Consider the following 12,084-nt stretch of genomic DNA (forward strand, 5'->3'; position numbering starts at 1 on the left):
TCATGCTTGGACGCATCACCCACCTCTTCCCGCTTTGGGCCCTGCTGTTTTCCCTGCTGGCCTACTGGCAGCCCGAGCCCTTCGTCGGCCTCAAGGGCCAGATAGTGCCGCTGCTGACCATCATCATGCTGGCCATGGGGCTGACCCTCAAACCCCAGAACTTCCTCGACGTGGTGCGCAACAAGAAGGCCATCGGCCTTGGGCTGGTATTGCAGTTCAGCGTGATGCCGCTGGCCGCCCTGCTGGTCAGCCTGTTGCTGGGTTTTGATGCCGAGCTGACCGTGGGCATGGTGCTGGTGGGCAGCGTCGCCGGTGGCACCTCTTCCAACGTGATGTGCTATCTGGCCAAGGGCGATGTCGCTCTCTCCATCACCATGACAGCTCTCTCCACCCTGCTCGGGGTGCTCGTCACCCCCCTGCTGGTGCAGTTGCTGGCTGGCAAGAGCGTCGACGTGCCGGTGCTGGACATGCTGCTGAGCCTGGTGAAGATAGTGCTGATCCCCGTGGTGTTCGGGGTGGTTGCCAATGTCTTCCTCCACTCCCTGACGGCACGTATCGAGCCCGTGCTGCCGCTCGTCTCCATGGCCGCCATCGTCATGATCATCGCCATCGTGGTCGCCCTCAACGCAGGGCAGTTCGCCAGCATCGGCCCCATCGTGGCGCTGGCGGTGATCCTGCACAACGGCATCGGCATTGCGGCGGGCTACTGGGTCAGTCGCTGGCTGGGCTTTGAGGAGCGGATCTGCCGCACCGTGGCCTTCGAAGTGGGGTTGCAGAATTCTGGCCTAGCCACGGCGCTGGCCATGAAGTTCTTCACTCCCGCCTCGGCCATGGCTGGTACCCTCTTCTCGGTCTGGCACAACCTGTCCGGCTCGCTGCTGGCCGGGGTCTGGGCCAAGCGGCCGCTTTCCCGGCCTGCTGGGACCCTGGAGCAGAGCGCTGGCTGATCAGGGGGCGACAGATGAAACAACTAGGGGCCATGGGCCCCTAGTTGTTGTTTGAGCTAGTCGAGCGCCAGTACCATGCAGATCTCGCAGGCGTCGTGGCCCGTGCAGCCAAGGGGCCCCGGCAGGTGTTCGAAGCCCAGGGATTCATAGAGGGCGGTGGCTTCCCGCAGCACGGCGGTGGTCTCCAGATAGCAGCGCTGGTAACCCAGGGCGCGAGCCTCGGCCAGCGCCTGCAAGACCAGCCGCCGTCCCAGCCCCAGCCCTCGCAGGGCGGGCAGGAAGTACATCTTCTGCAGCTCGCACACATCCGCTGCCCCCGCCAGCGGCGCTATGCCACCCCCGCCGAGAATGGCGCCGTCCGGTCCCTCAATCACCCAGTAGCGGCTGCGCTCCCCCTGATAGGTCTCGTGGAGAAAATCGAGGTTGGGATCCGCCACCCCGTACCCCTTGTCGGCGGTGAGGCCGTATTCGGCGGAGACGGCGCGCACCACGGCGGCGATCCGGGGATTGTCGGCCGGGGTGATGGGGCGGATGACGAAGCCCTGCTGGCGGCGGGCGCGGGAGAGGGCGCTGCGATAGAGCCGCATGCCCTCCCAGATCTGCTCGCACTCGGCGGGGGAGAGTTGGGCCAGGGCCCCCGCCATGGTCTCGTCCATCTGCCGGTGCAGCTCCTCAAGCTGTGCCTTGCCCGGCTCGGTGAGGCTCGCCTCCTTGCTGCGCCCGTCCGAGGGGTGGGGTTGCCAGGCGATCAGCTCCCGCTCGGCGAGGCGGGCCAGGGGGCGGCTGGCGTTGGATTTGTCGATGCGAAGGCGCTCGGCAAGCTGCTGGTTGGTGGCGGGACCGTTCTCCAGCTCGATGAGCAGGTGGGCCTCCAGGGGGCTCAGGGCCAGCGAGCCGCACTGCTGGGAGAGCATGCCGAGTTCGCGTACCAGTTCCCTCGACAGGGCACGCAGGGGGCGGGGATCCATGGGGTTGTCTCCTAGTGATGGTGTTTGGTTGTTGTACGCAACCAATAGCATCATTTGGTTGTTGGTGACAACCATTTGCGTGAAAAAGGGTGAAAGGCAGGCAGAAAAAAGGGCCCGGGAGAGGGCCCAAACATTGGAAACCCGCGCGGGGGCGCGGATCCCATCCTTGGTCAGGCAAGGCGCCGGCGAGGGTTAGACCAGCTCGGCCAGCATGGTGTCGGCATAGGGCACTAGGGCGTCGCCCTGTTTCACCTTGGCGAGGTAGTCCGGGTTGGCGATGAGGGGGCGACCGATGGCGACGAGGTCGAAGCGGTCTGCCTCGATGGCCTCTAGCGCGGTCTCGGCGCTGTAGTTGCCGACCCCTACCAGGTGGCCGTCGTAGCGGGCACGCAGGTAGTCGGAGGCGCGGCCGTCCAGGTAGTCGAAGGTGAGGCTGTCATCGAAGATACCCAGGTGCAGATAGGCCAGAGTGCGCTGGTTCAGCTCGGCCAGTAGGTGGTCGAACACGGCGCGATCCCGGGCATCCCCTTCGAGGTGCACATAGGCACCGGGGGAGAGGCGCAGGCCCACCCGATCCCCGCCGATGCGGGCATTGATGGCATCCACCACCTCCAGTGCGAAGCGGCTCATGTTCTCGGGGCTGCCGCCGTAGTTGTCGGTGCGCAGGTTGCTGGCGTGGTGCAGGAACTGATCGATGAGGTAGCCGTTGGCACCGTGGATCTCCACCCCGTCAAAGCCCGCTTCGATGGCGTTGGCGGCGGCCTGGGCGTAATCCTCAACCAGCTGGGCGATTTCGCTTTCGGTCAGGGCGCGCGGCACCTGATAGACCAGTTCGCGCATGCGCGGCACCGTGCCCTCATGGGCGACGGCAGAGGGGGCCAGCACTTCGGCGTGGTGGAAGAAGGGGTGGGAGAGACGACCCACGTGCCACAGCTGGGCGAAGATCTTGCCGCCGTTGGCATGCACGGCGCCGGTCACTTTCTTCCAGCCGGCGATCTGTTCGGCGCTGTAGAGCCCCGGGGTATTGGGGTAGCCCTGACCGTCCGGACGGATGATGGTGGCTTCGGAGATGATGAGGCCGATGTCGGCGCGGCGGCCGTAGTAGGCGGCCATCTGTTCGGTGGGCACCAGACCCGGGCCCGCCATGCAGCGGGTGAGGGGGGCCATCATGAAACGGTTCGCGAGGGTGAGGGTGTCGTTGAGGCGATAGGGCTGAAACAGGGTATTCATGATCGTCTGTCCTGAGGGAGTGATTCTTGAACGGGCATTCAAGACGTTTTTTGGTTTGCGTGCAAGTATTTTTTGAGCAAGCATTCAACATGGATTGACGGGGGAGGCTGGGGTAAACTTGCCGCCCTGTTTTTTCCGTCCCGCGGGACCTTGCCACCGGAGACCCCATGCGCAGCGCCGAATACGATCGGGATGCCGTCTTGCGAAACGCCATGGAAGCCTTTCGCGCCAAAGGCTATGCCAAGACCACCATGCAGGAGCTGGTGGCCGCAACCGGCCTGCACCCGGGCAGCCTCTATGCCGCCTTTGGCAACAAACGCGGCCTGCTGCTGGCGGCGGTCGATCACTATGTGGCAGAGAAGGGAGCCCTGCGCCGTCGCTGCCTGGCACAGCCCAGCCCGCTGGCGGGGCTGCACGCCTTCCTCGAGCAGGTGGTGGACGATGCCCTGCAGGGCTCCTGCCTGCTGACCCGCACCCTGATGGAGCTGGCGGAGCAGGACGAGGAGCTGCACCTTCGCTTCAAGGCCATCTACGGCGAGCTGGAACAGGATCTGGCCGGGCAGCTGGCCCTGGCAAAGGCGCAGGGAGAGCTGGCAAAAGAGGGGGACATCCCCACCCTGACAGCCTTCTTGCAGGTCCATATCCAGGGACTGGTCACCTTCGCCCAGTGCCACCCAGACCGCCCTCTGCTGGCCGGTGTCGTTGCCCGGATGATGAGCGCCCTGCGGGCGTGATGGCGAGGATGGAAACAACAAAGGCTCCCGCGGGAGCCTTTGTTGTTGCTGGGATGCCACACGCCGCCGGGTTGTTTGCTCCCTTCTCCCCTTGCGGGAGTCATGGTTGTTTCTGGGGATGCCACACGCCACCGGGTTGTTTGCTCCCTTCTCCCCTTGCGGGAGCCATGGTTGTTGCTGGGGATGCCACACGCCACCGGGTTGTTTGCTCCCTTCTCCCACTTATTTACAAAAGAATGGGAGAAGGGCTGGGGATGAGGGGGAGGGCTCGTGCTCAGCGCAAAGAGAGCAAAAGAAGTTCCAGTACGGCCTCCATCCGACTCAATACATCGTTATTCCACACCCGGATCACCCGAAAGCCCTGCTGATTGAGGTAGGCCGTTCTTGCGCCATCATGTTGCCGTCCGGCCGGTTCGTTGTGCTGTGACCCGTCTACCTCGATGATCAACCTCTGCTCAAGAGAGATGAAATCGACAATGTAGGGCCCGATGGGCATCTGGCGACCTGGCGACGGAATTTCACCCCGGCCAGACGGCGGTCGCGCAATTGCAGCCACAGCTTCTGTTCGGCAAGGGTGGCTTCTCGCCTCATGCGCTTGGCAAATGCATGGGTTCTCATGGTGCCTATACAGAGCTGTTTGACCCTATTAGATATAGCCATTCCCCGGTCTGGTGACTGAGTGGGTTGCTTCCCCTCACCCTGGCCCTCTCCCAGAGGGAGAGGGGACAGATCGAGTGACAGTTGTCATTTTGGTGGTCATCTCGGGGCCATCGTGGTGTGGTGTGACATTGAACTGATGAATCGACAGGTCGATGTGCTGGTGGGATGTATTTCGCCCTAGCAGACAGGTTGTTTGCGATGCTGCCAGTGGCGCAGATCTGCTCCCTTCTCCCCTTGCGGGAGAAGGGTTGGGGATGAGGGGGGCACACGCCGTCGGGTTATTCAGGATTCACCAGCTCTTTCATCAGATGCTTGAGCCACACCTGGGCCGGCTGCTGCGCATGCTGCTTTGGTATGCCAGCCGCTGCCGCTTAGCCCGGATTCACCAGGTCCTTCATCAATGCCTTCAACCAGATCAAGGCCGGTTGCTGGGCGTGGACCGGGTGCCAGACGCAGTTGAGGTGATAGTCCGGCACGTCGTCGGGCAGGGGCAGGCTTTTCAGCGGCCAGTGGCTGGCGAGCAGCTCGGCCACCATGCTGGGCAGTACCAAGAGGTGGTCGCTCTGGCTCACGATGGCGGCGGCGGACATATAGCTCTGGCTGTTGACCGAGATGGTGCGGCTATGGCCCAGGCTCTGCAAATAGCGGTCGAGGCTTGCCTCCGAGGTGCCGAGCGGCGAGTGGAACACATGGGGCATCTCGATTAGCTGCTCGAGGGTGATGCGCTCCTCTTCCAGCTCCAGGGTGGCGCGCACCAGCCCGGCCAGGGGTTCGGTGAGCCAGGTCTCCTTGCCCAGATACCCCGGCACCTGCATGTACTCGTCAAACCCCAGCACGAGATCTATCTCGCCGCTCGCCAGCTCGGCTTCGGGCAGGGTATCGCGCAGGATGCGGATTTCGATGGTGACGCCCGGCGCCAGCTTCCTGAGGCGCTGGATAAGGGGCGGGATCAGCACGCACTCCACGTAATCCGTGGTGCAGAGCACGAAGCGGCGCTTCGACTGGCGTGGCGCGAACTCGTCCTCCTCCCAGAGTTGCTGCTCCAGCAGCCGCAGCGCCTGCTGCACCCCCAGATGCAGGCGCTGGGCCCGGGGAGTCGGCAACATCCCCTGGGGCGTGCGCACCAGCAGCGGGTCGCCGAGAAAGGCCCGCAACCGGCCGAGGGAGTGGCTCATGGCGGGCTGGCTGATAAAGAGCGATTCGGCGGCGCGGGTCACGCTCCCTTGCGTCATCAGGGCGTCAAAGGCGAGCAGCAGATTGAGGTCGAGCTGGTGCAGTTTCATGGGGGGATTATTCGCCGTGTTTATGGGACAATTAATCCTATTCATTTGATGGATGGGCGCGCAACTTCTTACACTGCGACCCACTCTTATTTTTTCAGGGTTCCCAGGCAAATCGGGGGCCTCAATCCATGCAAGGAGCCTTGCGATGAGCATCAAGACCATGAATTCCACGCCGGCCGCCGACGGCTTCACCATGCCCGCCGAGTGGGCTCACCAGCAAGCCGTCTGGATGATCTGGCCGTTCCGCCCGGACAACTGGCGGGAAGCCGGTCGCTTCGCCCAGGCCACCTTCGCCAAGGTGGCGGATGCCATCGGTGGCGCGACGCCGGTCTTTATGGGGGTGCCGGCCCAGTTTATGGAGCAGGCCCGTGGCATCATGCCCGCCCACGTTACCCTGGTGGAGATGGCCAGCGATGACTGCTGGGCCCGCGACACTGGCCCCACCATCGTCACCAATGCCGCTGGCGAGTGCCGTGGGGTGGACTGGGGCTTCAACGCCTGGGGCGGCCACAAGGGTGGTCTCTACTACCCGTGGAACCAGGATGAAGAGGTCGCAGCCCGGATGCTGGAACAGCACGACATGGATCGTTACGACGCGCCGCTCATTCTGGAAGGGGGCTCCATCCATGTGGATGGCGAAGGCACCTGCCTGACCACCGCCGAGTGCCTGCTCAACGAAAACCGCAACCCGCACCTGACCAAAGCGCAGATCGAAGCTCACCTGCGCGACTATCTGGGCGTCACCAGCTTTATCTGGCTGGACGAAGGCGTCTACATGGATGAAACAGACGGCCACATCGACAATATGTGCTGCTTCGTGCGCCCAGGTGAAGTGGCCCTGCACTGGACCGATGACGAGAACGATCCCCAGTACGCCCGCTCCCTGGCCGCCCTCCAGGTGCTGGAAGCGGCGGTCGATGCCAAGGGTCGCAAGCTGAAAGTGTGGAAGCTGCCCCAGCCGGGCCCGCTCTTCTGCACTGAAGAGGAGTCTGCCGGCGTCGAGAGCGGCACCGGTGTGCCGCGCGAGGCAGAAGGCCGTCTGGCCGGTTCCTACGTGAACTTCCTCATCACCAACGATCGCATCGTCTATCCGCTGCTGGATGCCGCCACCGACGGCGAAGCCCAGCGCATTCTGGAAGAGATCTTCCCGGAGCACACCGTGGTCGGCGTGCCGGCCCGGGAGATCCTGCTGGGGGGTGGCAATATCCACTGCATTACTCAGCAAATTCCTTCTGGCAAGTAAGAACCTGTTCCAAGCCAGCCGAGGTTGGTATTCAAAACCCCACTCAGTGGGGTTTTATCTCTTGATAATGTGATGGTCGCAGGCGCCGATGCGGCGATCATCATGACAAACAGTCACCCTTTTACAGGAGATCCCCATGATCGAAGTGACCGAGGTTTCCATTGCCGAGCTGCGCGATGCGCTCGAATCAGGCCGCACCACCGCGGTCGAACTGGTCGAGGCCTATCAAGCGCGGATCAAAGCCTATGACGGCCCCGAGACAGCAACCCGCCTCAACGCCGTCGTGGTGCCCAACCACGATGCCCTGAAAGAGGCGCAAGCGTCCGATGCTCGCCGCGCCCGTGGGGAAACCCTGGGGCCGCTCGACGGCATCCCCTACACCGCCAAAGACAGCTATCTGGTCAAGGGGCTGACCGCCGCCTCCGGCAGCCCGGCCTTCAAGGATCTGGTGGCCCAGCGCGATGCCTTTACCGTTGAGCGCCTGCGCGCCGCCGGTGCCATCTGCCTTGGCAAAACCAATATGCCCCCCATGGCCAATGGCGGCATGCAGCGCGGTGTCTATGGCCGTGCCGAGAGCCCCTACAACGCCGACTACCTGACCGCGCCCTTTGCCTCCGGCTCCTCCAACGGGGCCGGTACTGCCACCGCCGCGAGCTTCGCCGCCTTTGGTCTGGCGGAAGAGACTTGGTCGAGCGGCCGGGGCCCTGCCTCCAACAACGGCCTATGTGCCTACACTCCGTCCCGTGGCGTGATTTCGGTGCGTGGCAACTGGCCTCTGACCCCGACCATGGATGTGGTGGTGCCCTATGCCCGCACCATGGCCGATCTGCTGGAAGTGCTCGACGTAGTGGTCGCCGACGATGCCGACACCCGTGGCGATCTGTGGCGCCTGCAACCCTGGGTGCAGCTGCCCAAGGCTTCTGAAGTGCGTCCGGCTTCCTATCTGGATCTGGCTGCCAAGGCCGATGCCCTCAAGGGCAAGCGCCTCGGCGTGCCGCGCATGTTTATCAACAAGGATGAACTGGCCGGCACCAGCGACAACCCCGGTATCGGCGGCCCGACCGGTCAGCGTATTCATACCCGCGAGACCGTGATTGCCCTGTGGGAGCAGGCCCGTCAGGCGCTGGAAGCTGCTGGCGCCGAAGTTATCGAAGTGGACTTCCCGCTGGTATCCAACTGCGAAGGGGACAGACCCGGCGCGCCGACCGTGTTCAATCGCGGCATCGTGAGCCCGGAGTTTCTCAACGACGAGCTGTGGGAGCTCTCCGGCTGGGCGTTCGACGACTTTCTGCGCGCCAACGGCGATCCCAAGTTGAACAAACTTGAAGATGTCGATGGGCCGAAGATCTTCCCCCACGATCCGGGCACCTTGCCGAACCGCGAGGGGGATCTCGCCGCCGGCATGGACGAGTACGTCAAGATGGCCAAGCGCGGTCTCAAGCGTTTCGACGAGATTGCCTCTGTGCCGGACGGCCTGCGTGGTCTGGAAAAGACCCGCAAGCTGGACTTGGAAGAGTGGATGGACGGGCTCAAGCTCGACGCCGTGCTGTTCCCGACCGCCGCCGATGTCGCCCCGGCTGATGCGGACGTGGATCCGGCCTCCGCCGATATCGCCTGGAGCAACGGCATCTGGGTTGCCAACGGCAACCTCGCCATTCGCCACCTCGGCGTGCCGACCGTCACCGTCCCCATGGGGGTGATGGCCGATATCGGTATGCCGGTGGGCCTGACCTTCGCCGGCCGCGCCTATGACGACAACAACCTGCTGCGCTTCGCCTCGGCCTTCGAGTCTACCGGCTGCAAGCGGATGGTGCCGCCACGTACGCCGCCGTTGGGTGATCGCTATTAGTAATTAATTATTTTTGGCTTATCTCGCTATAAAACCAAAGACCACTTGTGATGCGGGTGGTCTTTTTTTTCGTCAGAAGACAGAGAAAATGTTGGGGTCATAATCGGTAAAAATGTAGAGGTGTTTACCTATCCATAAATAGAGTTTAGCTCTGAGTGGTGTGTATTTCACTCACTATAAATAGCCATTTATATCAATGATATGTGAGCCCTCAATGATGCGTGGCTCACATATCAAAATGATGTGGCATTTTATTTTGTTTTATAGAATCGATGGTCTTTATCTAAAAATACAACATAGAATGTATTGGTACAGAATTTAAATCCTGAAGAGTTTTGTTCTATGTTTTTAAAATCATCTGGGATAGTGAAACCAACCAGCCTAACACTTCCTTCTAGTCTAAATCGTCCCCACTGTGCTTGATGAGGAACGTGCTTGGGATGTGAAAAATCAGATTTGTTAGGAAAGCTTTTGTATATTTCTAAAACATGCCCGCTTTTTTTCCCAACAGGCATTTTTTGCCAGTGAAGCAAAGACTCTTTACTATACTCATGAAGTTTCCATAAAAGCTTTAGTAATTGTTCATTTGACCAGTCAGAAAAGTTTTGTGCTGGTTCTTGAGTATGATCAAAATAAGAAAAATTAAATTTGCATTTTCTTGCGATATAGTCACATTTATCTTCAATGCTGACCTTTGGTATAGATTCGAGGAATGCATTCTTTCTTGTATTTATGAAACTCATAGCTTAGGGACTCCACCAATTTTCCCTGAGTTATAGATAGGCAATATTGGTCTGTCATTTCTCAAGATATCACCGGATATTTCATCTAATCTGTATGCAAAACTTTCATTCTCGGTCTTTTCTACAATATAGGTTCTATATCTACCTAAAAAGTCTATTATTTCTGAGTTATGTGTGGTAAATATTATTTGAGATTGATTTGTATTGACTTTCTTATCTAAGAACAAAGATAACAGCACCGGTAAAATATGAGGGTGAAGATTTATATCAAACTCATCTAGACAAAGAATGCCGCCTATATCTAGAATGCATTTATATTTTGCAAGTTGGATGAAAAGTGATTTCGTTCCACTTGATTCAGTCTGGAATAAAATTTTCTTGTTAATTCCTTTAACTGTATGAGTAAAGACCGGTATAAATCGCTTTTCATCATTACTATCTTTTTTCTTAAGTATTTCAATGTTTGATATCCCAGTGTCACAAGCTATTATTATATTTTTTGCAAATTCTAGCATGTCGGGGTCATCAAAATACATTTCACTCACAACATCAATGCTTGGACTCCACTCAGAAAGCCCAATATGAATAACGTTGCTTATAATGCTATTAAAGAACATATAAACAATTGTGAGTGCCTCTAACTCATCAAAATCATATTGATTAGCAATACTAATAAATGATGCATTCTTTCTGAGTTTTATGTTTTTTAGTTGAGAAAACTCAGAGGTCAGTAAAGAAAACCTATCACCGTCTCTCTCTATTATTTTAGATTTTCTTCTTTCCTTTCTAAATAAAGTCTCTTTAACCACATGTTCTTTGTTTAAAGTCAACTCATAAATGTAAGTGATGTTATCCACTCTGAATTCAATATAAAACTCTGTGTCTTCATTATTATTATAAAAGTTCTCTAAAATTATTTTTTCGTCGGGTTTATAGGAGAATGAGTTTGTACAAAACTCACCTAGAAAAGATAAGCCTTTTAATAAGTTGGTTTTACCCGATCCATTTTTACCCTTTAAGCATAAAATATTAGAAATATCATTCCCCATTGATATATTATCAGGGCAGTTGGCAGGCAATTTGAAGGATACGTTTACTCCTTCGTAGAAGCAGAAAAAATTCTTAACGCCATATTCTAATAACATTGTGTAGACTCTATTTGATCAGATTTATTAATAAAATATCAGAGTGCAAAGAAACAATAAAGCCTTATCTGCTTTTTTTGTCTTAACGTGACAAAACTCTTCTTTAAGGTGGCATGGGTTCGAATAGCGAAGCGTATTCGGACGTTCGCGAACAGGATGTCGCTGCTGATTTTTCCGGACTTTCCCCTGACTTCCCCCAGACTTCACTCAGACTTCACACAACCTCATTTTCCCCTCACAAATCCCCCGTATCTTCTGCCCACTGCTTAAAAGGCCCGGCTTGCCACAGGGGTGGCGAGGGGGCGATTGGTTCGAGGGAGCAAGATGATGAAAGGTTGGATGAAGTGCACATTGGCCGGAGCCGTGGTGCTGATGGCGAGTTTCTGGGGTGGCAGCGTGCGGGCGGCGCAGATGCCCCTTGGCACGGATGGCGCCCTGCCGGGGCAGACAGTCGCCAAGGCGGTACTCCCGACGGGTGCCCATTTCCAGCCCCTGGAGGCTCTGCCATCGGTTGCTGCCGGACGTGGCACCTGAGGGAGTTGATACCGGCCTTTTTAACCAGACTGGGCCGGTGATGTCACGGCACAGTGCACATCAACACAGGCCGGATTGGCTAGTGCGCGACATAGTGAACCTCATGCCAGGCCGGGTGGCCTACCGCGCCCGATATTGTGCATCCAGCCAGGCGATGGCCTCTTGGGGGTCGTTGAATGCCCGGATATGGTCCGGATGGGTGAGAGAGAGGCAGGAGAGGGCGATGTGATGGAGCACCTTGGCCGAATAGAGGGAGGCGATGGCCACCAGGTTCTTCTGGGCAAGCCACCCATAAATATCCTGAAGATGGGGCAGGGCGGAGAGCACCACCCCCTGATGCTGACGATGGTCCACCAGGGCGCAGAAACGCTTACCGTCCAGGCTGTTCACCACGGACTTTATCTGTGCAATCCACGCCAGCATACCCTCTTCATTGAAAGGGCCGATCAGCTCGCAGGTGACCAGGTGTTCCTGCACATTGAAGATGAACTCACCGTGCTTTTTATCAAAGGACATACAACATTCTTATCCATGACCAGGGGCGGCAAAATGATATTGATTCATTCAACCTGCATCAATATCCGAATGAGGGTTTTGGTCATGGCGTCGTATTGCTGCGTTGACGCCGGGGGTAAGGTGCTTGTCCGTGATGGCGATACGAGAACAACAGGCGGCGCCAGTGTATTTCATCCGGATGCCGGGTAGTCCGGTCTGCATCCAGGGTGGCAATGCTCCTGTTTGCCCGGGC

General features: G+C 58.0%; 12 protein-coding genes and 1 pseudogene. 5 read left to right on the top strand and 8 right to left on the bottom strand.

Translation table 11 applies throughout. The annotated features are described in order from the left end of the window. Positions 1–2: 2 nt before the first annotated feature. Positions 3–947, top strand: a complete 945-nt coding sequence (locus BGO64_RS12680; RefSeq protein WP_041214550.1) for a bile acid:sodium symporter family protein — start codon at positions 3–5, stop codon at positions 945–947. A 56-nt stretch (positions 948–1,003) separates the two neighbouring features. On the opposite strand, the gene BGO64_RS12685 is transcribed toward BGO64_RS12680, so the two are convergent. After that, entirely contained in the window at positions 1,004–1,915 is a 912-nt protein-coding gene (locus tag BGO64_RS12685; protein ID WP_042864394.1) for a MarR family transcriptional regulator, read from the bottom strand. Between the two features lie 192 nt (positions 1,916–2,107). Next, positions 2,108–3,145 carry an alkene reductase gene (locus BGO64_RS12690; RefSeq protein ID WP_185367419.1) on the bottom strand — a complete coding sequence of 346 codons (1,038 nt, stop codon included), beginning with the start codon at positions 3,143–3,145 and terminating at the stop codon, positions 2,108–2,110. Positions 3,146–3,312: 167 nt separating this feature from the next. Between BGO64_RS12690 and BGO64_RS12695 the strand changes: the two genes are divergently transcribed. Beyond that, positions 3,313–3,879 carry a TetR/AcrR family transcriptional regulator gene (locus BGO64_RS12695; protein WP_010672924.1) on the top strand — a complete coding sequence of 189 codons (567 nt, stop codon included), beginning with the start codon at positions 3,313–3,315 and terminating at the stop codon, positions 3,877–3,879. Between the two features lie 274 nt (positions 3,880–4,153). Here BGO64_RS12695 and BGO64_RS12700 read toward each other — a convergent pair whose 3' ends face one another. The 3 genes from BGO64_RS12700 to BGO64_RS12710 form a co-directional block, all read right to left on the bottom strand. After that, on the bottom strand, positions 4,154–4,375 hold the full coding sequence (locus BGO64_RS12700) for an endonuclease domain-containing protein (RefSeq protein ID WP_286700757.1): 222 nt from the start codon (positions 4,373–4,375) through the stop codon (positions 4,154–4,156). Then, positions 4,324–4,539 (bottom strand): DUF559 domain-containing protein, encoded by a 216-nt coding sequence (locus BGO64_RS12705; RefSeq protein ID WP_324055981.1) that lies wholly within the window; start codon positions 4,537–4,539, stop codon positions 4,324–4,326. The genes BGO64_RS12700 and BGO64_RS12705 overlap by 52 nt, the downstream gene beginning before the upstream one ends. 371 nt (positions 4,540–4,910) lie before the next feature. Further along, positions 4,911–5,822 carry a LysR family transcriptional regulator gene (locus BGO64_RS12710; protein ID WP_039041291.1) on the bottom strand — a complete coding sequence of 304 codons (912 nt, stop codon included), beginning with the start codon at positions 5,820–5,822 and terminating at the stop codon, positions 4,911–4,913. 145 nt (positions 5,823–5,967) lie between these two features. On the opposite strand from BGO64_RS12710, the gene aguA reads away from it, so the two are divergent. After that, positions 5,968–7,065: an agmatine deiminase gene (gene aguA, locus BGO64_RS12715; RefSeq protein WP_286700758.1), complete on the top strand. Its 1,098-nt coding sequence runs from the start codon at positions 5,968–5,970 to the stop codon at positions 7,063–7,065. A gap of 136 nt (positions 7,066–7,201) precedes the next feature. Further along, positions 7,202–8,914, top strand: a complete 1,713-nt coding sequence (locus BGO64_RS12720; RefSeq protein WP_286700759.1) for an amidase — start codon at positions 7,202–7,204, stop codon at positions 8,912–8,914. Between the two features lie 251 nt (positions 8,915–9,165). Here the strand turns inward: BGO64_RS12720 and BGO64_RS12725 are convergent, their stop codons facing one another. After that, positions 9,166–9,657 carry a hypothetical protein gene (locus tag BGO64_RS12725; RefSeq protein WP_286700760.1) on the bottom strand — a complete coding sequence of 164 codons (492 nt, stop codon included), beginning with the start codon at positions 9,655–9,657 and terminating at the stop codon, positions 9,166–9,168. After that, positions 9,654–10,802 (bottom strand): AAA family ATPase, encoded by a 1,149-nt coding sequence (locus BGO64_RS12730; protein WP_286700761.1) that lies wholly within the window; start codon positions 10,800–10,802, stop codon positions 9,654–9,656. Before BGO64_RS12730 ends, BGO64_RS12725 begins: the two co-directional genes overlap by 4 nt. Before the next feature lie 324 nt (positions 10,803–11,126). Here BGO64_RS12730 and BGO64_RS20865 point away from each other — a divergent pair. Then, positions 11,127–11,222: pseudogene (locus BGO64_RS20865) on the top strand (subclass B2 metallo-beta-lactamase); the annotation flags it as partial. Between the two features lie 234 nt (positions 11,223–11,456). Here the strand turns inward: BGO64_RS20865 and BGO64_RS12740 are convergent. Next, positions 11,457–11,852, bottom strand: coding sequence for a hypothetical protein (locus BGO64_RS12740; RefSeq protein ID WP_286700763.1), 396 nt, complete (start codon positions 11,850–11,852; stop codon positions 11,457–11,459). Positions 11,853–12,084 lie beyond the last annotated feature (232 nt).

This window comes from Aeromonas sp. 62-46, assembly GCF_001898585.1.
GTDB lineage: Bacteria > Pseudomonadota > Gammaproteobacteria > Enterobacterales > Aeromonadaceae > Aeromonas > Aeromonas caviae.

Coding starts and splice junctions, on each gene's coding strand:
- BGO64_RS12680 (WP_041214550.1), top strand. CDS start 3: ATGCTTGGACGCATCACCCACCTCTTCCCGCTTTGGGCCCTGCTGTTT.
- BGO64_RS12685 (WP_042864394.1), bottom strand. CDS start 1,915: ATGGATCCCCGCCCCCTGCGTGCCCTGTCGAGGGAACTGGTACGCGAA.
- BGO64_RS12690 (WP_185367419.1), bottom strand. CDS start 3,145: ATGAATACCCTGTTTCAGCCCTATCGCCTCAACGACACCCTCACCCTC.
- BGO64_RS12695 (WP_010672924.1), top strand. CDS start 3,313: ATGCGCAGCGCCGAATACGATCGGGATGCCGTCTTGCGAAACGCCATG.
- BGO64_RS12700 (WP_286700757.1), bottom strand. CDS start 4,375: ATGCCCATCGGGCCCTACATTGTCGATTTCATCTCTCTTGAGCAGAGG.
- BGO64_RS12705 (WP_324055981.1), bottom strand. CDS start 4,539: ATGGCTATATCTAATAGGGTCAAACAGCTCTGTATAGGCACCATGAGA.
- BGO64_RS12710 (WP_039041291.1), bottom strand. CDS start 5,822: ATGAAACTGCACCAGCTCGACCTCAATCTGCTGCTCGCCTTTGACGCC.
- aguA (WP_286700758.1), top strand. CDS start 5,968: ATGAGCATCAAGACCATGAATTCCACGCCGGCCGCCGACGGCTTCACC.
- BGO64_RS12720 (WP_286700759.1), top strand. CDS start 7,202: ATGATCGAAGTGACCGAGGTTTCCATTGCCGAGCTGCGCGATGCGCTC.
- BGO64_RS12725 (WP_286700760.1), bottom strand. CDS start 9,657: ATGAGTTTCATAAATACAAGAAAGAATGCATTCCTCGAATCTATACCA.
- BGO64_RS12730 (WP_286700761.1), bottom strand. CDS start 10,802: ATGTTATTAGAATATGGCGTTAAGAATTTTTTCTGCTTCTACGAAGGA.
- BGO64_RS12740 (WP_286700763.1), bottom strand. CDS start 11,852: ATGTCCTTTGATAAAAAGCACGGTGAGTTCATCTTCAATGTGCAGGAA.